Source organism: Oceanicaulis sp. UBA6590, assembly GCF_002433705.1.
Classification (GTDB): domain Bacteria; phylum Pseudomonadota; class Alphaproteobacteria; order Caulobacterales; family Maricaulaceae; genus Oceanicaulis.
On sequence record NZ_DJIQ01000006.1, the window covers coordinates 107,304 to 129,098 of the forward strand.

Here is a 21,795-nt window from a genome sequence, read left to right on the forward strand (position 1 = left end):
AAAGCGGGCGGGTGACAGTCTATCTACCCCCCTATGACACAGAAGACCCCTCCCATCGCCCTGGAAGACCGCGCCAGTGACGGCGCGCGCCTGAGTTCTCCGAGCGCTGCGCGCAATCGTGAGCCGATCATGTCCGCTCTGGGCGAGAGATTGCCCGACGGCGCCCGCGTTCTCGAGATCGCCAGCGGCACGGGGGAGCATGCGCTCGCCGTGGTCAGTGCGCGCCCGGATCTGAGATGGACGCCCAGCGATCCTGATCCCAAATCCCGCGCCAGCGAGAACGCCTGGGCGGAAGACGCCGAAGGCCGCATTCGCCCGGCGCTCGATCTTGATGTCTGCGCACCGGGCTGGTGGGACGGACTGGAGTCCGTGGAGGCGATCTATTGCGCCAACATGATCCATATCGCGCCCTGGCAGGCGGCGGATGGGCTGTTTGACGGCGCTTCGAAACTGCTCACGCCGGAAGGCGCCCTGCATCTGTATGGCCCTTTCCTGGAAGGGGCGGACACGGCGCCGTCCAATCTCGACTTTGACGCCAGCCTCAAGCAGCGCGATCCGCGTTGGGGCGTGCGTCCGCTGGCGGATGTGGATGCGCTGGCGAGCCGTCATGGCCTGGAACGCGTCGAGCGCCTGGTCATGCCGTCCAACAATCTGTTGCTGACCTTCAAGCGGGGCAAAGCATGATGGTCTTCATTGTGCTCACCGCGGTGATCGGCGCCGTGGCCGCATGGCGATTGGCCATGCCCTTCCTGAAGACCGGACAGGCCGGCGCAGGACGTCTGGCCTCGCTCGTCATGGTCCCGGTCGTGCTGCTGGGCGCGCTTGGATTTTACTTCGTCAATGGCGAGCCGGAGACGCCCGGCGCGCCCTATGCCGAGGTGGCTCAACGCCTGGCGGACACCAATCCCGAGGAGCTAACGTCCGAGGAACAGGAAGCGCGTCTGCGTGCAATCCTGCGCGAGAACCCCGAGGATGTTCAGGCCCTGACGCTGCTGGGTCGTTTCCTGTCACGCACGGAGCGTGAACTGGAAGCGGTCACCCTGTTCACGCGCGCGCTGCAGATCGAGGAGGATCCGCGCATCCTGTCGGATATGGGGCAGGCGCTCGTGGTGCTCAATAACGGTCAGGTCACGCCGGAAGCCGAACGGGCCTTTGAAGCGGCCAACGCCCTTGATCCCAGCCTGCCGGAACCGGCCTTCTTCCTGGGGTCGGCCTATTACGCCCGCGGCGAACGCAACGAGGCCGCCGCAGTCTGGTCCGACATCATCATGCGTCTGGATGACGGCGATCCGTTCCGGGCGGCGATCGCGGCGCGGGCGGCGGACCTTCTGTCCCGTCCGCAAGGCGGTCCGGGGTCTGCCGGGGCGGCGCCCTTTGCTGACGCCATCGCGGCGGGCGTTGCGCCCGAGGACCTTGCCGAGATGATGGTGAGCCGTCTGGAAGCGCGGCTTGAGGATGATCCTGACGATCTGTCAGGCTGGCTGACGCTGGCGCGGGCGCGCTGGACACAGGGCCAGACCGAGGCCGGGCTTGAGGCGCTGGAGCGCGCCCGGTCGCGTTTTGAAGACAATGCCGGCGCCCTGGCCCTGATATCAGCCATGCGGACCGCCTTTTCGGTCGAGGAGAGCGAGCAATGAGAAAAGCCCAGCGACGTCTCTGGATCACGCTGGCGGCCGGTGTGGTCCTGGTCGGGGCGGCGGCGCTCGCCATGACCGCGATGCGCGACGCCATGGTGTTCTTCTACTCGCCCGCCATGGTGGCCGAGAACCCGCCCCAGCCCGGTCAGCGCGTGCGCGTCGGCGGTCTGGTGCTCGACGGTTCCGTGGAGCGTCCGGCGCGCGGCGGCGCCAATTTCACCATCACCGATGGCGGCGGGGAAATCCGCATCAGCTATGACGGCTCGCTGCCGGATCTGTTCCGCGAAGGGCAGGGCATTGTGGCCGAGGGCGTGTTTGATCCTGAGGGTCGGTTCACCGCCGACACCGTGCTGGCCAAGCACGACGAGACCTACATGCCGCCTGAAGTCGCCGCAGCCTTGCGCGAATCCGGCATGTGGCACGAAGAGGCGGGCGACCATGAGGGCTATGGCGGACCCGAGGGGTATCGCCCGGCCGAAACGGAGCGTCCGTCATGATTGCAGAGCTTGGACGCTATCTGATCGCGCTGGCGCTGCTCGCGAGCCTGGTGCAGATCTTCGTCGCTTGGCGCGGCGCGGGCGGCGTGGGCCGCACCGCCTATGTCAAGGCTGGGCAGGCTGCGTCGGAAATCGCCGTTCTGGCGGCGGGCGCGGCGATGATCCTGCTGATCGCGAGCTTCCTGCGGTCTGACTTCTCCATCGCCTACGTGGCGGCGAACTCCTCGGTCGACAAACCGCTCGCCTACAAGATCGCCGCCAGCTGGGGCGGGCATGAAGGCTCCATGCTGCTCTGGTGTCTGCTTCTGGCGGTGTTCGGCTATGGCCTCGCCCGCTTCGGCCCGAAGGATGACGGCTTGCGCTCGCGCGCTGTGAGCTTTCAAGGGCTGCTGCAGACCCTGTTCTTCGGCTTTCTCGCTTTCGCGTCCAACCCGTTCGAGCGCCTGTCGCCCGTGCCGCTTCAGGGCGCCGAGCTCAATCCGATCCTGCAGGACCCGCTCCTCGTGATCCACCCGCCCATGCTCTATGTGGGCTATGTGGGCCTGTCGACGGCCTTCGCGATCGCCGCGGCGGGCCTGATGCAGAAGACGCCGGGCCGGGCGCTCGCCGCTGCGATCCGTCCCTGGGCGCTGGGCGCCTGGACGGCCTTGACCGCCGGCATCGCGCTTGGGGCCTTCTGGGCGTATTACGAGCTCGGCTGGGGCGGCTGGTGGTTCTGGGATCCGGTCGAGAACGCCAGCTTCATGCCCTGGCTTCTGGGCGCGGCGCTGATCCACTCCTCCATCGCCACGGAGAAACGCGGCGCCTTTCCGGGCTGGACCGTCTTTCTGGCGCTTCTGGCCTATATCCTCTCCATCCTGGGCGCCTTCCTGGTGCGTTCGGGCGTCATCACCTCGGTGCACGCCTTCGCACTCGATCCTGAACGCGGGGTCTGGATTCTGGGCATGCTGGGCGTGTCCTCGGTCGCGGGCTTCCTGCTGTTTGCGTTGCGAGCGGGGTCGCTGGGCGAAGGGGACGGGTTTGAACCCACGTCCAAGGAAGCGCTGATCGGCGCCAACAACCTGCTGCTGGCGGCCACGTCGGGCGTGGTGCTTGTGGGCACGCTGTACCCGATGCTGCTCGAAATGATGGGGGGCGCGACAATTTCGGTCGGCGCGCCCTATTTCAACGCCGCCGCCACGCCCTTGCTGCTGATCGCGGCGCTTCTGATGCCCGTCGCGCCCTTCCTGCCCTGGTCCAATGGCGGTCTGAAGAACGCGGTCTCGCAAATGCGCGCGGCGCTGATGCTGATCCCGGTCGCGGCGGTGATCATTGCGCTCTTGTTCGCCGGAGCCAGCCCGCTGGCGATCGTGGGCGGCGCCATTGGCGTCTGGGCCATTTCGGGCGCCGTGATGGATCTGGGCCAGTTCCTGCCCGTCGCCATGGCGCGCGGACAGAAGCTTCTGGTGATCGGACGCGCCATGGCCCATGCCGGCGTTGGCTTCATTGCGCTCGGCGCGGCGGCTGACGCCTCGCGTCCGCCGGACCAGAACATCGCGCTGGCGCCGGGCGAAAGCGTCGCCATTGCGGGCCGCGAGCTGACGCTGGACGGCGTGCGCCGCGCGGATGGTCCGAATTATATGGCTGACCGCGCGCGCATTCTGGTGGATGGCGGCGAGGGCGGCGTGATGTCGCCCGAACGCCGCTTCTACGCCGGCGCCAATCAGACCACGCGCGAGGTCGCGCTCAAATCCTCGATCGCGGGGGATCTTTATGTCTCGGTGGGCGAGGCGCGCCTGCGTCAGGACGGCTCGACCGCCTTTGAAACGCGGGTCGCCTTCCACCCGCTGATCTGGTCGTTGAGTCTGGGGGCCATCTTCATTGTTCTGGGCGGCGGGTTGTCGCTGACGGGACGGATGCGCGCCCATGCGCCCCTGGTCGAGCGAGATGCGTCGGCCCGGCCCGCGGAGGCGGTGTGATGAAGGCTCTGATCCTCGCGCTGGCCCTCGCGGCGCAAGCCGCGCCGGCAGGCCAGCTCTCCGCCGATGACGAGGCGCGCGCCCAGGCGCTGATGCGGGAAGTGCGCTGCATGGTCTGCGCGGGGGAATCCATTCTCGATTCCAACGCCGCACAGGCGCAGGACATGCGTCGCTATGTGCGCGAGCAGGTGGCGCAGGGCGCTGATGACGACGCGGTCCGCGAGGCGCTGGTCCAGCGTTTCGGCTATGCCGTGCTGATGCGTCCGCCGGTGGATTCCAATACGATCCTGTTGTGGGTGACGCCTGTGGTGCTGGTGCTTCTGGGGGGCGGGCTGTTGGGGAACGCCATGCGCAAACGTCCCACAAAACCGTGAGCAGGCCTTGTCTTGAAGCCTGAGCGGGACGTCGCCACCTCATCACGGTAATTAGAGGATGAGAGGCTGGGATGGCGCGATCGCAGAAAGTCACGTTTGAAGGCGCAGCAGGCGATGTTCTGGCGGCGCGGCTGGACCGCCCGAATGGGCCGGTCAGGGCCTGGGCCCTGTTCGCGCATTGCTTTTCCTGCTCCAAGGACGTGCACGCCGCTCAACGGATTTCCCGACGCCTGACCACCCATGGCTATGCCGTGTTGCGGTTCGACTTTACCGGGCTGGGCCAGTCCGAGGGTGATTTCGCCAACACCAATTTCAGCTCCAATGTGGAAGACCTGATCAAGGCGGCGGATTATCTGCGCGAGACCCAGGAGGCGCCGCGTCTTCTGGTCGGTCATTCCCTGGGCGGCGCGGCGGTCATCGCGGCGGCGCCCTCCATCCCGGAAGTGAAGGCGGTCGCCACCCTGAACGCCCCGGCGGACGCTGAGCATGTGCGTCATCATTTCAGTCGGGATGAGGTGGAGGCGATCGAGGCCAACGGCTCCGCCCGCGTCTCGCTGGCCGGACGCGATTTCACCATCAAGAAGCAGTTCCTGGACGACATCGAGGACCACAAGCTTGAAGCCGTGGTCGGCGAGATGAAGGCCGCGCTCCTGATCGCGCATTCGCCCATAGACGAGACGGTCGGCATCGAGAACGCCACGCGCCTGTTCGTGGCCGCCCGCCATCCCAAGAGCTTTCTGAGTCTGGATGACGCCGATCATCTGCTGAGCCGGGAGGCGGACACCAATTACGCCGCGGACGCCATCGCCGCCTGGGCGAGCCGTTATGCGCCGCCGGCGCCGGTCGGGCGGCCGCCGCAACTGAAGGCCGGCGAGACGGCGATTGTCGCGGAGACCGGGCTGGGCGGCTTTCACAGCTGGGCGGTGACGGGCGAGCACGCCTTCATCGTGGATGAACCCGAACAGGTTGGCGGGCTGGATGGCGGTCCGGCGCCCTATGATCTTCTGTCGGCGGCGCTCGGCGCCTGCACCACCATGACCTTGCGCATGTACGCCAATCACAAGGGGATCGAGCTGGGGCGCATCACGACAAGGGTCACCCATAGCAAGGTGAAGGCCGAAGGGCCGTCAGACCTGTTTGAACGCGAGATCGAGGTGGAGGGTCTGGAAGACGAATCCCTGCAACTCAAGCTCCTGGAAATTGCGAACAAATGCCCGGTGCACCGCACGCTGGAACGCGGCGCGCATGTGGAAAGCCGCTATAAAACAAAGCGCTGAGACGTCTCGCCTGAGAATTACGGAACCGTAAGGTTGCCGTAATATTCCTGTCAGCCGCACCCTGTCATCAAATTCATGTTCCCATGGACCGGTTCGCCGGTTCTGACCCGCGCAAAGGACTGTGATTGTCTGCCATGAAACTCACCCAACGTTTGATCCTGTCCGCCGCTGTCGCCGCTCTCTCTCTGGGAGCCGTGACCACATTCGCCGTGAACGCGCAGGAAGCGCCGTCCGCCTATTCCCATGCAGCGCCGAATGGCGCGCCGATGAGCTTCGCCAGCCTGATTGAGCAGGTCAGTCCGGCCGTGGTCTCCATCGAGGCGGAAGGGCGTGTGGATAGCGCGAATGCGCCGGACATGTCGCAACTGCCGCCGCAATTCCGCGAGTTTTTCGAGCGCTTTGGAGGCATGCCGGATCAGCCGCGCGAGCGCCGCGCCCAGGGCTCGGGCTTCTTCATCTCCGCAGACGGCTATGTGGTCACCAACAATCACGTCATCGAGGGTGCGGACACGATCCGCGTGGTGCTGACTGACGGACGTTCTCTGGATGCGACGGTTGTGGGCACGGATGTGGCCACCGATCTCGCCTTGCTGCGCGTGGCTGAGGAGGACGAGCCCTTCGCCTATGTGGAGCTGGAACGCGATCTGAACATCCGCGTCGGCGACTGGGTCGTGGCCGTCGGCAATCCGTTCGGCCTGGGCGGCACCGCCACGGCGGGCATCATCTCCGCGACGGGGCGCCAGATGGGCGCCGCGCAAGCCTATACCGACTTCCTGCAGATCGATGCGCCGATCAATCGCGGCAATTCCGGCGGTCCGGCCTTTGACCTGGATGGCAAGGTGATCGGGGTGAACTCCGCCATCATCAGCCCGACGGGCGGCAATGTGGGCATCGGCTTCGCCATCCCCTCCGATCTCGCCGCCACCGTGATCGATCAGCTGATCGAGAACGGCGAGGTGCGCCGCGGCTATCTGGGCATCGCGCCGGCGGTGCTGACCGATGATCTCAAGGACGCGATGGGCCTGGCGGACGATCTGGAAGGGGTTCTGATCAACCAGGTGCTCGATGACACGCCGGCTCAGGCTGCAGGCCTCGAGAATGGCGACATCATCCTCGAAATCAATGGCGAGCCCGTTGACGATCCGCGCGAGCTGACCCGTCGGGTCGGGGCTTTCGCGCCGGGCGAACGCGTCGCCTTCCGCATTCTGCGCGACGAGCGCGAGCGCACGATCCGGGTCGAGCTGACCGAGCGTCCTGACGCCTCGACCCCGGCCCAGACCGCCCCGTCCGAAGCTGGCGCTGCGGCGCAATTCGGTCTGGCGCTGAGCGTGCCGGATGAGGCCGAGCGTGAAGCGCTCGAGCTTGAGGGCCGCGGCCTTCTGGTTGAAGGCGTGCGTCCGGGCTCTGAGGCCTCGGAGAAGGGTCTGCGTCCGGGCGATGTGATCCTTGAAGCGGGCGGGCGCGATCTGAACGCCCTGTCCGATTTCGAGGCGGCCGTGGAGGATGCGCGTGAGCGCGACCGCCGCGCGCTTCTGGTCTTCGTGGTGTCCCAGAACGGCCAGCGCCGTTACGCCGCGTTGGAAATGCCGTCCGAAGAGGCGGATGAATAACAACAACACGCAGGCGCCGGGTCGGGACGGCCGGCGCCTGTTCTGGTTCGGGAGAGTGAGTCATGCGTATTCTGATCGTGGAAGACGACCGGGAGGTCGCGGGCAACATTGCGAAAATGTTGCGTGAATCCGGACATGTGGTCGATATGGCCCATGATGGCGAGGATGGCCTCGCCATGGCGCGTGACGGCGCGTTCGACGTGCTGATCGTGGACAGGATGATGCCGCGCCGCGACGGCCTGTCGATGATCTCCATCCTGCGTGAAGAGGGCGACAAGACGCCCGCGCTGGTGCTGTCGGCCCTGGGCGAGGTGGATGACCGCGTCGCCGGTCTGACCGCAGGCGGCGACGACTATCTTGTCAAACCCTACGCCCCTTCCGAGCTTAAGGCCCGTGTGGACGCCCTGGCGCGACGCCGGGACCCCGAGGCGCTGAAGACCCGCCTTCAAGTGGGCGATCTGGAAATGGATCTTCTCGCGCGCACGGTGAAGCGCGGGGAAGAGGCGATCCAGCTGCAGCCGCGCGAATTCCGCCTGCTGGAATTTCTCATGCGTCACGCCGGACAGGTCGTGACCCGCACCATGCTGCTGGAAAAGGTCTGGGACTATCATTTCGACCCCCAGACCAATGTCATCGACGTGCATATCTCGCGGCTGCGTTCGAAGATCGACAAGCCGTTCGACACCTCCATGCTGCACACCGTGCGCGGGGCAGGCTATCGTCTGTCCAACTAGGCCTGAGCGGCGGGGGACACACTGGACACGCAAACCCATAAAGGCTGGCGGGCGCCCGCGTTTCTGCGGACGACCGCCTTCCGGCTGACGCTGCTGTCTGCGGCGCTGTTTGCGCTGTCGAGTTTCGTGATCCTCGCGCTCGTCTACGCCGCGTCCGTCAGCGCCGCGCTGCGCCGGGCGGACGCGTCGATTTCCGCCGAAGTCGCCGAGATCCAGACGCTCTATGGCGAGCGCGGCTACCAGGGCGCCTATCGCTATCTGGTCCAGCGTTCGGTCGGCGGCGGCGAATTCTTCTACATGCTGCTCGACCCGCAAGGGCAACAGCTGGTGGGCAATATCTATGGCCTGCCCGAAGCCCCGACCGATCCCCAGGGCCGGGTGCGCTTCACCTATGATCGTCAGCCCGTGGACGGGGTGATCGACCGCGCCGAGGAAGGCCGGGACGCGCGCGGCCAGATCGTCGAGCTGGGCGATGGCTATCAGCTCTTTGTCGGTCTCGACGTGGAAGAGGAAAGCCGCTTCGTCGCCAACACGCTGAACTCGGTGCTGATTGCTTCGGGGCTTTCGCTGGCTCTGGGCATCGTGTCGGGCGCCGTGGTGTCGCGGCGCTTTGCGCGTCGTCTCGACGGCATTAACGAGGCGGCCCGCGCGGTGATGACCGGCAAGCTCGACACCCGCGCGCCCCGCACCTATTCCGGCGACGAACTCGATGAGCTCTCGCGCAATTTCAACGACATGCTCGATCGGGTGGAAAACCTGATGCACCGCATGCGCACGGCGGGCGATTCCATCGCCCACGATTTGCGCCTGCCGCTGACCCGGATGCGCGGGCGGATCGAATCCGCCCTCGTCGAGGAAGGCGATGTGGAGGCGCGCGAGGCCGCGCTAATGCAGGCCGTCAGCGATGTGGACGAGCTTTTGAAGACCTTCAACGCGGTGCTCTCCCTGTCGCGCCTTCAGACCGGCGAGCGCCGCCGCGCCTTCGAGAGCATCAATCTGGGCGCGCTGATGGAAGACATGTGCGAGCTCTACGAGCCGGTGTGCGAGGATGCGGGCACCGAATTCCTCTGCGAATGCACGCCCGATCTCATGCTGATGGGGGATCGCGAGCTGATCGCCCAGGCCATCGCCAACCTGCTCGACAACGCCATCAAGTACACCCCCGATGGCGGCGCCATCGCCTTGCGCGGTCGCAAGACGGGCGAGGGGCGGATCGAGCTTTCGGTCACCGACACCGGCCCCGGCATTCCCGCCGAGGATCGCGAGCGGGTGCTGGAGCGCTTTGTGCGCCTTGATCGCTCGCGCAACCAGCCCGGCGTGGGTCTCGGCCTGTCGCTGGTGCACGCCATCGCGGAAGTGCATGGCGCGACCCTGAGCCTTGATGACGGCCCCGGCGCCGTGGACGGCGCGGGCCCCGGCCTCAGGATCGCTCTGACCTTTCCGAAGCGGAAAGCCTGAGCGGACGTCTTGCCCTTGATCGCGGCGCGCCGCACCCTTTGCCCATGACTGCGCCCCTCAAAGACCGCATCACCAAGAACCTGCCCAATATCGCGCCCGACCGCGCCAGGCGCGCGCGGGAGCGTATTGGCGCGGCGGTGTTTGACGCCTGGGGCGAGGGGGCGGCGTTTCTCGACAGCGTGTTCGCCGCCGCGCCCTATCTGGCGCGCACGGCCGTGCGGCGCCCGGATACGCTTCTGAAACTCGCTACGACCAGCCCTGAAGACCTGATTGAGCATTTGTGCGAAACGGCGCGGGAGGCGGCGTCCCTTGAGGACGAAGACGAGGTGATGGCGGTGCTACGTCGGGCCAAGCTCGACCTGCATCTGGTCACCGCGTTGGCGGACCTTGCCGGCGCGTTCAGCCTGAAAGAGGTGATGGCGGCGCTGACGGACTTTGCCGACGCCGCCGTGCAGGCGAGCCTCGCCTGCGCCGTGCGCAGCCATGGCGTCGAGGTGAGCGATCCGCTCAATCCCATGCCGGGCTATTTCGTGCTGACCCTGGGCAAGCACGGCACGCGCAGCCTGAATTTCTCCTCCGACATTGATCTTGTCATCGCCTATGAGCCGGAGATCATCGAGGCGCCCGAGGGCAAGGATCCGCTCAAGCTGTTCTCGCGAATCGCCCAGAAGCTCAGCAATATCATGCAGGACGTGACGGCGGACGGGTATGTCTTCCGCGTCGATCTGCGCCTGCGCCCCGATCCCGGCTCCACCCCTGTCGCCGTCAGCGCCAACATGGCCCGGCATTATTTCGAGGCGGTGGGCCAGAACTGGGAGCGGGCGGCCTACGCCAAGGCGCGGGTGTGCGCGGGTGACCGGTCGGCGGGCGAGGGGTTCCTGAAAGACCTCAACCCCTTCATCTGGCGGCGGACCATGGATTTCGCGGCGGTGGAGGATATCCGATCCCTCGCCAAGCAGATCCAGGCCGTGGGCAAGCGCGCCGAAGTGCGCGCGGCGGGCCATGATGTGAAGCTGGGGCGCGGCGGCATTCGAGAGATCGAGTTCTACGCCCAGTGCCTGCAGCTCGTCTTCGGCGGGCGCATGCCGGCGGTTCGGGCCCCGGGCACGGTGGATGCGCTGGCGGCTCTGGCCGCCCATGACCTCATTGAATCCGAAGAGGCTGAAGCCCTGACCGCCTATTACATCGCGTTGCGCGATGTGGAGCACCGCATCCAGATGCTCGAGGATGAGCAGACCCAGACCCTGCCTCTTCATGACGATGCCCGCCGGGCCGTGGCGGCGCTCTCGGGCTCTGATGACCTCACGGACTTTGACGCCCGGATGACCGCGCTGTTTGGCGCTGTCCATGCGGCCTTCTCGGCCCAGTTCGGGGAGGGGGAGAGCCTCGCCACCGAAGCGGGCAGTCTGGTGCTGACCGGCGTCGAGCCCACGCCGGATACCCGCGAGACGCTGGACCGGCTGGGCTTTTCAGATCCTGACAGGGTCTGGGAGCGGCTGGCGGGCTGGGCGGCGGGTCGAGCGCGGGCGGCGCGCACCGAACGGGCCCGGCGCCTCTTCTCGCGCTTTGCGCCACGGCTGATCGAGGCGCTCTCGGCCACGGGAGATCCTGACGCCGCCTTCACCCGTTTTTCCACCTTTTTTGAGGGCCTGCCGAGCGGGGTGCAGCCGCTCTCCCTGCTGGTCAATCAGCCTGAACTGGCGCGCGAGCTGATCGCCATGCTGGGTCTTGCCCCGCGTCTGGCGGAAACCCTCGCCCGGCGACCGGCGCTTCTGGACACCTTGCTGGACCCGGCCTTCGCGCGCCCCTTGAGCGAAGATCCGCCCGCCTATCGCGTCGAGCGCTTCGCAGGGCTCGAGGCCATGGATTACGAGCAGGCGCTGAACGCCGCCCGTCGTCTTGCGCGTGAGGAGAAGCTGCGCATTGGCGGACAGCTTCTGCTGGGGCGGGCGCGCGCCCAGGACGCCGGTCAGGCCTATGCCGATCTCGCAGACGCCTCGCTCGCCGCCATGGCGCAGGCGGCGGTGCGCGAGATGACTGCCCGCCACGGTCCGCCGCCCGGCGACTGGGCGGTGCTGGGCCTGGGCAAGCTGGGGGGGCGCGAGCTGAGCGCAACGTCCGATCTCGACATCATGCTGGTGTATGAGCCCCATGCCGAACAATCGGACGGCAAGCGTCCGCTGGTGGCGCAGACCTGGTTCATCCGCTTCACCCAGCGTCTGGTCTCGGCGCTGTCCGCGCCGACCGAGGAGGGGGAGCTCTATGAGGTGGATCTGGCGCTGAGACCGTCCGGATCCGCAGGCCCTGCCGCGGTGAGCCTGTCGCGGTTCGAGGAGTATTATCAGACTTCGGAAGCCTGGACCTGGGAGCGCATGGCGCTGACCCGCGCTCGCATCGTTGTGGAGGGCGGCCTCGCCGGCAAGCTCGATGACGCCATCAACGCCGTCATCCGCGCCGCCGGACCGGCGACGATGCTGTGCGAGGACGCCGCGGACATGCGGGCGCGGCTTGAACGTGATCGGCCTGCGCGCTCGTTCTGGGATCTCAAGCTCAGGCCAGGCGGGTTGATCGATATCGAGTTCATCGCCCAGACCGGCCAGCTGGTTCAGCGCGAACGGCTGGGCGCGGATACGGCCGGTGCGATCGCACATCTGGCCCGATCGGGCTGGCTCCAGCCGGGAGACGCCCGGGCGCTGCAGGACGCGCATGAGCTTTATGGCGATCTCACGCAAATCCTGCGCGCCGCCCATGGCGCGGACTTTGATCCAGAGAAAGCCAGTGAACCCTTCGCAAGGCGGATCTGCCTGGCGGCGCATTGCGAGGATCTCGCCTGCACGGCCGACCGGCTGGATGAGTGTGCGCGGACCGTACGCGGCATCTTCGACCGCACCATCGGGCCTGTCAGATTCCGCGCGACGGATTAGGATGTCCTTACCCGTACCAAGGGTATGAGCGAGGGAGAAAACAAGACCCCGCTCCGATACAGGAGATTGGTACGATGAAGAGACTTCTGAGCGCTGCTGCAGCGATGATCGTTCTGGGTTCGGGCGCCGCCCTGGCCCAGCCGACGGGCTTTGACGGACCGGGCGCGCGCGGCCATGGCCATCATGATCGCGGTCCCGGCCGCGGGCATGGCGGCATGAATGGCCTGCGCATGCTGGAAGTGGCGGATCTCAATGGTGACAACACCGTGACCCGCGCCGAAGTCGAGCAGCTGCAAACCGAGGAATTCGCCTATCGCGACCGCAATGGCGACGGCTTCTTGGACGAGGCGGATGCATCCCCGATGCAGCTTCGCATGATGGCGCTGCGCGATGACCGCCGTCAGGCGCGCGAGGACGATGGCGAGGAGCGAGCGGATCGCCGGGAGCGTCGTCGTGAGGGCCGCCGGGGCGAAGGCCGGGGCTTTGATGCTGACCAGGATGGCCGGATTTCCTCGGCCGAGTTCATGACGGGTTCTTCGCGCATGTTCGATCGACTGGATGCGAATTCGGATGGCGCCGTCACCCCCGATGAGCTGGACGCCATGATGCAGGCCCGGGCGGAGCGTCGCGAAGAGCGCCGCACGCCCTGGTGGCGCAACTAGGCGTCCCAGGAAGGCTGCGCGCGTGTCCCGCCCCGTCCTCAAGGTCATAGACGGTTCCCCTCGCCGGACGGGCGGGGGCGAGGAGGCGCGCGCCGCGGACGCCCGGCTGGCAGAGGGCGTCGCCCAGGGCGACGCCGGCGCCATCCGGGCGCTGACGCAGAGATGCCTGCCGCGCGTTCACGGCGTGGCGGTGCGCCTTCTGGGGGATCGGGACGAGGCCGAGGATGTGGCGCAGGAGACCTTTGTGAAGGTCTGGCGCAAGATCGCGCTTTATGATCCGGACAAGGCCCGGCTCGAAACCTGGGTGACGCGGATCGCCATGAACGCCTGTTATGACCGCTTGCGCAAGAAGCGCGAGAGTCAGATCAGCGAGGATGCGCCCGAGCAGATGGATGGCGCCGCAAGCGCGGAAAGCCGTCTGACCGGCGAGGATGCGCTGAGCCGGGTGAGATTGGCGGTCGCCGAGCTGCCGGAACGCCAGAAGCTGGCGCTGCAATTGTGCCATTTTCAGGACCATACCAATATCGAGGCCGCCCAGATCATGGAGGTCAGCGTGGAAGCGCTGGAATCCCTGCTCGCGCGGGCGCGTCGGGCCTTGAAGGCCAAGCTGGCGGCGGACCGGGACGAGCTGATCGCGGACGCAGCAGGATTGCACGGATCGGGGAAAGAGATATGAGCGAGATGCACACGATGAAACCGGACCGGTTTAGTGAACTGGCGGATGCCTTTGGCGGCGAGCTGTCGCGCTGGCCGAGCGATGAGCAGGCCCGGGCGCAGGCTTTCCTGAGCGCCGAGCCGGAGCTGGCCCAGGCCCTGCTGGACGAGGCTGCGGCGCTGGATGCGTTGCTGGATCTCGACGTCACCGCGCCGCCGGCTCCCGCGCTTTACGAAACGATTGCGGCGTCGGGAATTCGTCGCGCCTTCGCCCCGCCGCGCTGGGCGGGCATCGCAGCCGCCATTGCGCTGATGTGCGGCGCGGGGACGGGCTGGCTGGGCGCCCAGATGAACACCCCGACCAATCACGACGCCTTGTACGCCAATGCCTTCTCCGTTCTCTCGGAGACGGAAACCCTGTTTGAGGATGGCTCATGAACCGGATCAATATCTGGATTGCCTTGCTGCTGGTCTCTGTCCTGCTGAACGGATTGCTGATCGGTTCGAGCGCCCATCGCTGGTTCCATGATGATGGGCCGTCGCGCGCCTCGATCCGGGCGGACGCGGAGAACGCCGCAAGCGTGAAGGGGTTCGAGCCGCGCAGCTTCTTCCGGGCCGTGCCCGAGGAATATCGCCGTGAGCTGTTCGAACACATGGCGGGCTCGCGTGACGAGGTCTACGCCCTGATGCGTGATCTGGGCGACAAGCGACGCGCCGTGCGCGCCGTGCTGACGACCGAGCCCTATGACCCCGAAGCCGCCGCTCAGGCCCTGAGCGAAGCGCGCGAAGCGCGCGCCCGACTGGAGCAGCGCACCGAAGCGCTTATTCTCGACGCGGCGGGCATCCTGCCGGCGGATGTGCGTCGGGACGCCTTTGATCGCGCCCTGACCCGCCGTCATGACCATGAGCGTCGGGAGCGTGACCGGGACCATGAGGATCGGCGAGAGGATGAAGAGGCGCGCCCTGATCATCCTCGGGCGGGATCCGAGGACGGGCCGCGTCACGAGCCGCCCTCCGGTCCGCAAGCGCCGGATCTGTTCTAGAAACCGCAGGCGGCCGGGCAGAGGCGCGAAAGGCTCAGGCCTCTGCGCTCAGGCTCTCATCGGTCTGAGCAGCTTGCCCGGAGGGCCTGGGCGCTGGGCCCGCATCCGCCACAATGGGCTCGGCGGGCAGGGTGAAGGAGACGGTGGTGCCTTCGCCAAGGCGGGAATCGATCCGCAGGGCGCCGCCATGCATTTCGATGAGCGATTTGGACAGGGCAAGGCCAAGGCCGGAGCCCTGATGCTTTTTCGAATGCTGGCTCTCGATCTGCTCGAACGGCCGGCCGACCCGCTGCAAATCATCTTCGGAAATCCCGATGCCGGTGTCTGACACCTGCAGCACCACCCCGTCTGCAGCCTGGAAGCCGCGCAGCTTCACCTTGCCGCCTTCAGGCGTGAACTTCACCGCGTTCGACATCAGGTTCAGGATCACCTGCTTGAGCGCGCGCGGATCGGCGGTGATCTCGGGCAGCTCGGAACCTTCCACCGTCAGCTCGATCGACTTCTCCTCGGCGCGGGCGCGCATGATCCGCACACACTGCTCGATCACCTCCGCGGGCATGAGAGGCTCGGGCTGCAGCTGCATCTTGCCGGCCTCGATCTTGGACATGTCCAGAATGTCGTTGATCAGCGACAGCAGGTGCTGGCCGGAGCTGAGAATGTCGCGCACATAGTCCTGATAGCGCTCATGGCCGAGCGGGCCGAACATCTCGCCCGCCATGATTTCGGAGAATCCATTGATGGCGTTGAGCGGCGTGCGCAGCTCATGGCTCATGTTTGCGAGGAATTCCGATTTCGAGCGGTTGGCTTCCTCGGCCCGGATCTTCTCCTGCTCGTAATTGGCGGCCAGCTCCTGCACGCGCTCCTGGGAGCGACGCAGGTTTTCCACCGTGCGGCGCATCTCGCGGTCATTGTCCTTGAGGGCGCGCTGCTGGTCCTTCAGGGCGGTGATGTCCGCGCCCACGCTGACGAGACCGCCATCGGCGGTGCGGCGTTCGGCGTAGTGGATCCAGCGCCCGTCATTGAGCTCGAGATCATAGTCGTCCTGGCCGTCCTCGGAGGCATGGGCCGCCTTGATGGCGCGCGCCGCCGCCGCCTCCACCTGTTCATAGCTCGACCCGATGCGCAGATCGGGTTCGTTGAAGCCGAAGAAGTCCCGGAACTTGCGGTTCCATAGCACCAGCCGTCCGCGCGCATCCCACAGCACGAAACTCTCGCTCATGGATTCAAGCGCCGCGCGGAGACGCGATTCCGCCGCCGCCACGCGCGCCTGGGCGCCCTTGCGCTCGGTGATGTCGATGGCGACGCCAATGATCCGGCGCGTATGCGGCAGGAGACGCCCGCGCAGTTGCAGCCAGACCGGCAGGCCTGCGGCGCGCACTTCCAGATCCACGTCCTGGGCGTTGGCGGCGCCTCGCAGGGCCGCCCGCACCTTGGGGCGGTCTTCCTTGCCCAGCAGCAGGAGAAGCTCGGGGCCGGACAGGGATTCCCCCCGCGCGCGCCCGATCAGCTGGGCGAAGGAATCGGTCAGCACCACTTCATCGGTGTCGAGATCCCAGTCCCAGACCCCGCAGCGCGCGCCCTCGATGGCGAGGTGCAAACGCCCTTCGGAGTCATGCAGGCGCGCCTGGGTGTCGCCCAGCCGTCCCATCTGGTTGCGCAGGACGATCGACAGGGCGCCTGCGGTCCCGAGCGGCGCCAGAAACAGGAGCAGGTGGAAAAGCAGCGTGCTGTTCCAGGCCTGACGGTCAATGCCGTCCGGCCCCAGGCTCAGCGCCTGCAGTGGTGCGCCATTGATCGCCGCGGCGCCCAGGATGCGGGCGTCCTCGCCCAGATGCGCGCCGCGCATGGCGCCGCCATTGCGCGACATATCCGAGACCGCCTCCGGATCAAGGCCCAGTCGTTCGGCCGCATAGGGCGCGCCGGTGAAGGGGGTGTCGGGATTGAGCGCCAGCAGGCGGCCTTCCGCATCGGTGAGCATGGCGACCTCGTCCCGGTTCCAGCGCGGCAGCAGGGCCTGGGGCGTGAGGCTGGCGATCAGGGCGCCCACGGAGCCGTCGGCCAGCGGCGCGGGCGCCGTGATCACCAGAGAGGGCGTCTGACCCGGGCGGGCGGCGAGCCCGGAGGTGGACAACAGCGCAGCGTTCGCCGCCTCGCGCAGGGCGTCTGGATCAGCTTCGCCCGACGCAATCAGGCGTCCGTCGGGGGTCAGGAGGGCGGCGGCGTCCACCCAAGGGGCCTCGATCAGATTGTCGAGGCCGGCCTGGGCGCCGGCGTCCAGACTCGCAGGGCTCATCACTTCAAGCTGGGAGGCGGCCATGGCGAGCGCGCCGCGCACTTCGGACAGTCGTCCCGAGACGCGTTCGGCGATAAAGGCGGCCGTGCGGGCCTGGGAGGCCTCGGCCTCCGCACGCGCGGCGGTCCATTCCTGGTGCAGCTTGACCAGGATCACGCAGCCGAAGACGAGAGAGAAGGCGATGACGGCCAGCGTCGTGGGCCACAAGGATCCCTTCGCTTCGGTCTCGGCCGAAACGGGAGAGCGATCGCTTTTGGCGTCGCGCGCGGTCTGTTGGCCGACACGAATCATCCTTGGCAAACTAAGGTGTTCCGCGGGCGTTCGTCCAGCGCCGTAAATGCCGGGTTAAGAGCGGCTGTAAGCCTTAAGCCATCAGCTTGTCGATGGCGTCCTGATCATTGTCGTCAACCATCTCGGCGTCCGCCGGATTGGCGTTGTCAGAGGGTTTTTCCGTGGTCACCGACCGGCGTTCAGGGCCGTTGTATTCCTCGCGCTTGCGGCGCCGGTCCGGACCCAGATAGTTCGCGGTCTTCACGAAGGGGCGCGGATTGTTGACCACCGCCACGATCTTTTCCCACATCTGGCGCGCCGTGACGGGCTTGGCGCAGATCTCGGTCACGCCGGCGTCGCGGGCGGCCATGATGCGCGAGCGTTCGGTATGTGCGGTGAGAAGGATGATCGGCACGAACGGGTTCTTCATGTCCGCGCCGCGACGGACCATCTGGATGAATTCCAGCCCGTCCAGCAGCGGCATCTGGTAATCGACGATGATCAGGTCGATCGGTTCGTGGCGCACCATTTCGAACGCTTCGACGGCGTCGCGCGATTCATGGGTCCTGGAAATGCCGAAACCGAGCAGCATCGAACGGATAATGCTGATCATGTGAGCATTATCGTCGATGATCAGGGTGTTCACATTGCCCATGCGGGGCGTCATGCCGCGGCTCCGTTCGCTCAGGGCTCAAATCTGACTCGGGTTCAATCTAGGTCGAATGCCATTGCCGTGTAGTTAATCCAATGTGCCTTCAGACTTTTGCTGCATGTCGTCCGGCCGTGCGTTCACCGCGCGGATGAGGTCAGCGGCGGTTTTCGCCAGAGTGATGGTCTGGGTGGAGGCGTCCGGGTCCTCCTGTGCGGATTTCATCAGGCGCTCGGCGAGGGCGAACAGGCTGGGGGCGTGCACGATCAGGCGCGCCTGATGCTCGATGCGGCCCGGATCGCGATCATACTCCGCGCCCGGAACGCGCCATCCGCCCCAGTTCTGGCTGTCGGTGACCACAACCGGGTAGGTGCCCGGCTGGGGGTGGTGGGCGCATTCCTCGACCGATTGCCATTTGTTGCGGGCCCGCATGAGCCGCCAATTGCCGACCGGGTTCTCCTCGATCGCCTCGGCGCTCAGCTCGTCGGCGGTGAAATCGCGCCCCAGTCCGCAATCATAGGCGATCTTTACGGGCTCTTCGACGTCACGCACCCAGTGCGGCTTGACCTTCTCGATCACCGCCCAGGTGCCGACCGGTTTGACGTAGACGCGTTGGTGCTTGTGATATTCAGCTTTGGCCATCGTGGTCTCCCTTGCCCGAAACCCTAACCCGGACAGGGTCTAGAGCGGGTTAACCAACACGGTTACGAAACCCCTTCCAGGCCCGGGCGCAGGACGGGTTTGCGCTGGGCGGAAAGCCTGTGTACATCGCAGATCATGACCCAGGACACGCTGACCCTCCGCAAGCCCGACGACTGGCATGTGCATCTGCGCGACGGCGCAATGCTGGACTTCGTCGCCGATTTCACTGCGCGCCAGTTCGCCCGCGCCATCGTGATGCCGAACCTGACCCCGCCGGTGACGACGGTGGATCAGGCGATCGCCTATCGCGACCGGATCAACGCGGCGGTCCCGGCTGAACGCGGCTTCACCCCGCTGATGACGGCCTATCTCACCGATACGATCAGCGCGGACGAGATCGAACGCGGCTTCAGGGACGGCGTCTTCACCGCCGCCAAGCTTTACCCGCAGAACGCCACGACCAACTCGGCCCATGGCGTCAGCGACATCGCCAATATCCGCCCGGTGCTCGAACGGATGGAAAAGCTGGGCATGCCGCTCCTGGTGCATGGCGAAGTGGTCAGCCCCGACATCGACATCTTTGACCGCGAGGCGGTGTTCCTGGACACGGTTCTCGGCCCGCTCATCAAGGACATGCCGGGCCTGCGCGTGGTGCTCGAGCACATCACAACCGAGCAATCGGTCGAGTTCGTGAAGGCGGGCGGCGAGAACCTGGCCGCCACGATCACCGCGCACCATTTGCGCATTGACCGCAATGACATGCTGGTGGGCGGCATCCGTCCGCACGCCTATTGTCTGCCCGTGGCCAAGCGTCGTTTGCACAAGCTGGCCCTGCGCAAGGCCGCGGTGTCCGGCAACCCGAAATTCTTCCTTGGCACCGACACCGCGCCCCATGAGCGTCACGCCAAGGAAAGCGCCTGCGGCTGCGCAGGCATTTTCAGCGCGCCGGTGGCGATCGAGAGCTATGCCCAGACCTTTGAGGAAGAGGGCGCTCTGGACAAGCTCGAAGGCTTCGCCAGCGCGTTCGGGCCGGCCTTCTATCGCCTGCCGCTCAATGAGGGAACGATCACCCTGAAGCGCCAGGCCACCGAGATTCCCGCCGCTCTGGAAGCGGGCGACATCAAGGTCGTGCCCTTCCATGCGGGCGAGAAGATGAGCTGGCGCCTCGTTGAGGACTAGAGTCTCAAATTAGAGCCCTTGAAAAAGCCGCCCTGCAGACTGCAAGGCGGCTTTTTGTTTGAGCGGAGACTGCGCTTACGCGGCCGGCGCGTCCAGGCTGTTCATGTCAATGACGAAACGATAGCGCACATCGGCTTTTTCCATGCGGTCAAAGGCGGTGTTGATCTCGTCCATCTTGATCATCTCCACTTCGGGCAGGATGTTCATCCGGCCGCAGAAATCGAGCATTTCCTGGGTTTCGGCGATGCCCCCGATCAGGGAGCCGGCGATCCGGCGACGCCCCATGATGGCCGGAGGAGTCATGAACTCCTCCATCGGGCCGACCTGGCCGACAATCGCGAGCGTGCCGTCAATGTCCAGAAGCGGCATGTATGGGGTGACGTCGTGCTTGACCGGCACGGTGTCGATAATGAGGTCGAGCGAGTTGCGCGCCGCCTTCATCGCGTCCTTGTCGGTGGAGATCAGAACCGCGTCCGCGCCCAGCTCCAGCGCGTCCTTCTCCTTGCTCGGTGAGCGGCTCAGCACGGTGACATGCGCGCCCATGGCGATGGCGAGCTTGATCGCCATATGGCCCAGACCGCCCATGCCGATGACGCCGACCCGGCTGCCCGGGCCCACATTCCAGGTGCGCAGCGGAGAGTAGGTGGTGATGCCGGCGCAGAGCAGCGGCGCCGCGCGTGAGATATCCAGCCCGTCCGGCATGGCCAGTACGAACTCTTCACGCACCACGATATGCTTGGAATAACCGCCCTGGGTCGGCTCGCCGGTGATGCGGTCCTTGGAATCGTAAGTCGCGGTCATGCCGTTGCGGCAGTATTGCTCCTCGCCATGATCGCACTGGTCGCAGTCCTGGCAGCTATCCACCATGCAGCCGACGCCCACATGGTCGCCCACCGCGTATTGCTCGACATCGGGACCGACCGCGATGACCTTGCCCACAATCTCGTGGCCGGGCACGAGCGGCGCCGTGTAGGGGCCCCAATCGCCGCGGGCGGTGTGCAGATCCGAATGGCAGACACCGCTGTACAGGATCTCGATGGCGACATCATTGCTGCGCAGCTCGCGCCGCTCGAAATCATAGGGGGCGAGCGGTTTGTCCGGGGCGTAGGCGGCGTATCCGGTGGTTTTCAAGGAACTCTCTCCTGAGACTGGCTGTGAGCTGTGGCTCATAGGTAGGACGATGTACTTATATCGCAAGCGATATAAAGTAACGCCGAGGCTTACTCGCTCTGCTCTGGCGCGTATTCGGCGTCAGAAACGGCCGCGCCCCAGCGGACGGGCGAGCCGTTCTCGGCTTGCTGGATGGCGATATGGGTCATGGAGCGGTCGTCTTGCGCGCCATGCCAATGGTTGGTGTGAGGCTCGATCCAGACCATGTCGCCTTGGCGAATGTCCTGACGGGCCTGGCCCTCGATCTGGATCCAGCCTTCCCCGTCCGTGACGATCAGCAACTGTCCCAGCGGGTGGGTGTGCCAATGGGTGCGGGCTCCAGGCTCAAAGGTGACCGTTCCGGTGGACAATTCCGCGGGCGAGGGGGCTGTGAACAGGCCGCTGATCCGGACCTGGCCGCTGAAGGTCTCGGCCGGGCCCTGGACGGTCTGTTGGTCTTCAAGATGAATGATTTCCATGGTCAATCCGGCCTCAGAGTGATGAGGCCCAGATATAGCCACTGTGATAAATATGATTAGTATATCAAGCTGATTAGGGCTTATTCGGAATTGATATGAATGAAACGGGAAGACCTCTCCGATCTGATGACCTTTCTGGCCGTGGCTGAAGCGCGCAGCTTCACCAAGGCGGCGGTGCGGCTGGGCACCTCGCAATCAGCGGTCAGTCAGGTGGTGCGACGGCTCGAAGACCGGCTGGGCGTCCGGCTTCTGACCCGGACCACGCGGAATGTCGCGCCGACCGAGGCGGGGGGCCGGGTGGCGGGG

Annotated in this window: 21 protein-coding genes; 16 read left to right on the forward strand and 5 right to left on the reverse strand. The window is 66.1% G+C overall.

The annotated features are described in order from the left end of the window. Positions 1 to 33 precede the first annotated feature (33 nt). From B2Z70_RS01765 to B2Z70_RS01830, 14 genes are all read left to right on the forward strand, one after another. Positions 34 to 684 (forward strand): DUF938 domain-containing protein, encoded by a 651-nt coding sequence (locus B2Z70_RS01765; protein WP_292980268.1) that lies wholly within the window; start codon positions 34 to 36, stop codon positions 682 to 684. Further along, positions 681 to 1,637, forward strand: coding sequence for a tetratricopeptide repeat protein (locus B2Z70_RS01770; RefSeq protein ID WP_009803373.1), 957 nt, complete (start codon positions 681 to 683; stop codon positions 1,635 to 1,637). The genes B2Z70_RS01765 and B2Z70_RS01770 overlap by 4 nt, the downstream gene beginning before the upstream one ends. Further along, complete coding sequence (ccmE, locus tag B2Z70_RS01775; RefSeq protein WP_292980271.1) at positions 1,634 to 2,134, forward strand: cytochrome c maturation protein CcmE; 501 nt, start codon at positions 1,634 to 1,636, stop codon at positions 2,132 to 2,134. The genes B2Z70_RS01770 and ccmE overlap by 4 nt, the downstream gene beginning before the upstream one ends. Beyond that, positions 2,131 to 4,092: a heme lyase CcmF/NrfE family subunit gene (locus B2Z70_RS01780; RefSeq protein WP_292980274.1), complete on the forward strand. Its 1,962-nt coding sequence runs from the start codon at positions 2,131 to 2,133 to the stop codon at positions 4,090 to 4,092. Before ccmE ends, B2Z70_RS01780 begins: the two co-directional genes overlap by 4 nt. After that, positions 4,092 to 4,466 carry a cytochrome c-type biogenesis protein gene (locus tag B2Z70_RS01785; RefSeq protein ID WP_292980277.1) on the forward strand — a complete coding sequence of 125 codons (375 nt, stop codon included), beginning with the start codon at positions 4,092 to 4,094 and terminating at the stop codon, positions 4,464 to 4,466. The genes B2Z70_RS01780 and B2Z70_RS01785 overlap by 1 nt, the downstream gene beginning before the upstream one ends. A 71-nt stretch (positions 4,467 to 4,537) precedes the next feature. Next, positions 4,538 to 5,743: a bifunctional alpha/beta hydrolase/OsmC family protein gene (locus B2Z70_RS01790; protein ID WP_292980280.1), complete on the forward strand. Its 1,206-nt coding sequence runs from the start codon at positions 4,538 to 4,540 to the stop codon at positions 5,741 to 5,743. Positions 5,744 to 5,877: 134 nt separating this feature from the next. Then, positions 5,878 to 7,353, forward strand: a complete 1,476-nt coding sequence (locus B2Z70_RS01795; protein WP_292980283.1) for a Do family serine endopeptidase — start codon at positions 5,878 to 5,880, stop codon at positions 7,351 to 7,353. Positions 7,354 to 7,415: 62 nt separating this feature from the next. After that, a complete protein-coding gene (locus B2Z70_RS01800) occupies positions 7,416 to 8,087 on the forward strand; it encodes a response regulator transcription factor (protein ID WP_009803379.1) in 672 nt (223 codons plus the stop codon). 126 nt (positions 8,088 to 8,213) lie between these two features. Continuing rightward, on the forward strand, positions 8,214 to 9,545 hold the full coding sequence (locus B2Z70_RS01805) for a sensor histidine kinase (protein ID WP_292980288.1): 1,332 nt from the start codon (positions 8,214 to 8,216) through the stop codon (positions 9,543 to 9,545). A 44-nt stretch (positions 9,546 to 9,589) separates the two neighbouring features. Then, positions 9,590 to 12,469 (forward strand): bifunctional [glutamine synthetase] adenylyltransferase/[glutamine synthetase]-adenylyl-L-tyrosine phosphorylase, encoded by a 2,880-nt coding sequence (locus tag B2Z70_RS01810; RefSeq protein ID WP_292980291.1) that lies wholly within the window; start codon positions 9,590 to 9,592, stop codon positions 12,467 to 12,469. 74 nt (positions 12,470 to 12,543) lie between these two features. Further along, entirely contained in the window at positions 12,544 to 13,131 is a 588-nt protein-coding gene (locus B2Z70_RS01815) for an EF-hand domain-containing protein (protein WP_083783295.1), read from the forward strand. Positions 13,132 to 13,153: 22 nt separating this feature from the next. Further along, positions 13,154 to 13,807, forward strand: a complete 654-nt coding sequence (locus B2Z70_RS01820; protein WP_292980296.1) for an RNA polymerase sigma factor — start codon at positions 13,154 to 13,156, stop codon at positions 13,805 to 13,807. Further along, positions 13,804 to 14,223 carry a hypothetical protein gene (locus tag B2Z70_RS01825; RefSeq protein ID WP_292980300.1) on the forward strand — a complete coding sequence of 140 codons (420 nt, stop codon included), beginning with the start codon at positions 13,804 to 13,806 and terminating at the stop codon, positions 14,221 to 14,223. The genes B2Z70_RS01820 and B2Z70_RS01825 overlap by 4 nt, the downstream gene beginning before the upstream one ends. After that, positions 14,220 to 14,828 (forward strand): periplasmic heavy metal sensor, encoded by a 609-nt coding sequence (locus B2Z70_RS01830; RefSeq protein WP_292980303.1) that lies wholly within the window; start codon positions 14,220 to 14,222, stop codon positions 14,826 to 14,828. The genes B2Z70_RS01825 and B2Z70_RS01830 overlap by 4 nt, the downstream gene beginning before the upstream one ends. A gap of 34 nt (positions 14,829 to 14,862) precedes the next feature. Here B2Z70_RS01830 and B2Z70_RS01835 read toward each other — a convergent pair whose 3' ends face one another. The 3 genes from B2Z70_RS01835 to B2Z70_RS01845 all read right to left on the reverse strand — a co-directional run bounded on the left by B2Z70_RS01835 (position 14,863) and on the right by B2Z70_RS01845 (position 18,682). Continuing rightward, entirely contained in the window at positions 14,863 to 17,328 is a 2,466-nt protein-coding gene (locus B2Z70_RS01835; RefSeq protein ID WP_292980306.1) for an ATP-binding protein, read from the reverse strand. Between the two features lie 157 nt (positions 17,329 to 17,485). Further along, the gene (locus tag B2Z70_RS01840; protein WP_009803387.1) at positions 17,486 to 18,058 is read right to left on the reverse strand and encodes a response regulator; all 573 of its coding nucleotides are present in this window, start codon (positions 18,056 to 18,058) and stop codon (positions 17,486 to 17,488) included. 72 nt (positions 18,059 to 18,130) lie between these two features. Further along, positions 18,131 to 18,682: a hypothetical protein gene (locus B2Z70_RS01845; protein ID WP_009803388.1), complete on the reverse strand. Its 552-nt coding sequence runs from the start codon at positions 18,680 to 18,682 to the stop codon at positions 18,131 to 18,133. Between the two features lie 135 nt (positions 18,683 to 18,817). Here B2Z70_RS01845 and pyrC point away from each other — a divergent pair, with 135 nt between their 5' ends. Next, positions 18,818 to 19,861, forward strand: a complete 1,044-nt coding sequence (gene pyrC, locus B2Z70_RS01850; protein WP_040612785.1) for a dihydroorotase — start codon at positions 18,818 to 18,820, stop codon at positions 19,859 to 19,861. A gap of 75 nt (positions 19,862 to 19,936) precedes the next feature. On the opposite strand, the gene B2Z70_RS01855 is transcribed toward pyrC, so the two are convergent. Together B2Z70_RS01855 and B2Z70_RS01860 are read right to left on the reverse strand one after the other, a co-directional pair. Beyond that, on the reverse strand, positions 19,937 to 20,992 hold the full coding sequence (locus B2Z70_RS01855; RefSeq protein WP_009803390.1) for an NAD(P)-dependent alcohol dehydrogenase: 1,056 nt from the start codon (positions 20,990 to 20,992) through the stop codon (positions 19,937 to 19,939). 89 nt (positions 20,993 to 21,081) lie between these two features. Continuing rightward, complete coding sequence (locus B2Z70_RS01860; protein WP_009803391.1) at positions 21,082 to 21,489, reverse strand: (R)-mandelonitrile lyase; 408 nt, start codon at positions 21,487 to 21,489, stop codon at positions 21,082 to 21,084. Between the two features lie 99 nt (positions 21,490 to 21,588). Between B2Z70_RS01860 and B2Z70_RS01865 the strand changes: the two genes are divergently transcribed. Next, positions 21,589 to 21,795 (forward strand): LysR family transcriptional regulator (locus B2Z70_RS01865; protein ID WP_292980314.1); only part of this gene is annotated, 207 nt, incomplete at its 3' end.

Bases quoted from the DNA above. Each gene is read 5' to 3' on its own strand.
- B2Z70_RS01830 (WP_292980303.1), top strand. From the start codon at position 14,220: ATGAACCGGATCAATATCTGGATTGCCTTGCTGCTGGTCTCTGTCCTG.
- B2Z70_RS01765 (WP_292980268.1), top strand. From the start codon at position 34: ATGACACAGAAGACCCCTCCCATCGCCCTGGAAGACCGCGCCAGTGAC.
- B2Z70_RS01810 (WP_292980291.1), top strand. From the start codon at position 9,590: ATGACTGCGCCCCTCAAAGACCGCATCACCAAGAACCTGCCCAATATC.
- B2Z70_RS01800 (WP_009803379.1), top strand. From the start codon at position 7,416: ATGCGTATTCTGATCGTGGAAGACGACCGGGAGGTCGCGGGCAACATT.
- B2Z70_RS01845 (WP_009803388.1), bottom strand. From the start codon at position 18,682: ATGGCCAAAGCTGAATATCACAAGCACCAACGCGTCTACGTCAAACCG.
- B2Z70_RS01790 (WP_292980280.1), top strand. From the start codon at position 4,538: ATGGCGCGATCGCAGAAAGTCACGTTTGAAGGCGCAGCAGGCGATGTT.
- B2Z70_RS01815 (WP_083783295.1), top strand. From the start codon at position 12,544: ATGAAGAGACTTCTGAGCGCTGCTGCAGCGATGATCGTTCTGGGTTCG.
- B2Z70_RS01785 (WP_292980277.1), top strand. From the start codon at position 4,092: ATGAAGGCTCTGATCCTCGCGCTGGCCCTCGCGGCGCAAGCCGCGCCG.
- B2Z70_RS01840 (WP_009803387.1), bottom strand. From the start codon at position 18,058: ATGACGCCCCGCATGGGCAATGTGAACACCCTGATCATCGACGATAAT.
- B2Z70_RS01780 (WP_292980274.1), top strand. From the start codon at position 2,131: ATGATTGCAGAGCTTGGACGCTATCTGATCGCGCTGGCGCTGCTCGCG.
- B2Z70_RS01770 (WP_009803373.1), top strand. From the start codon at position 681: ATGATGGTCTTCATTGTGCTCACCGCGGTGATCGGCGCCGTGGCCGCA.
- ccmE (WP_292980271.1), top strand. From the start codon at position 1,634: ATGAGAAAAGCCCAGCGACGTCTCTGGATCACGCTGGCGGCCGGTGTG.
- B2Z70_RS01860 (WP_009803391.1), bottom strand. From the start codon at position 21,489: ATGGAAATCATTCATCTTGAAGACCAACAGACCGTCCAGGGCCCGGCC.
- B2Z70_RS01825 (WP_292980300.1), top strand. From the start codon at position 13,804: ATGAGCGAGATGCACACGATGAAACCGGACCGGTTTAGTGAACTGGCG.
- pyrC (WP_040612785.1), top strand. From the start codon at position 18,818: ATGACCCAGGACACGCTGACCCTCCGCAAGCCCGACGACTGGCATGTG.
- B2Z70_RS01795 (WP_292980283.1), top strand. From the start codon at position 5,878: ATGAAACTCACCCAACGTTTGATCCTGTCCGCCGCTGTCGCCGCTCTC.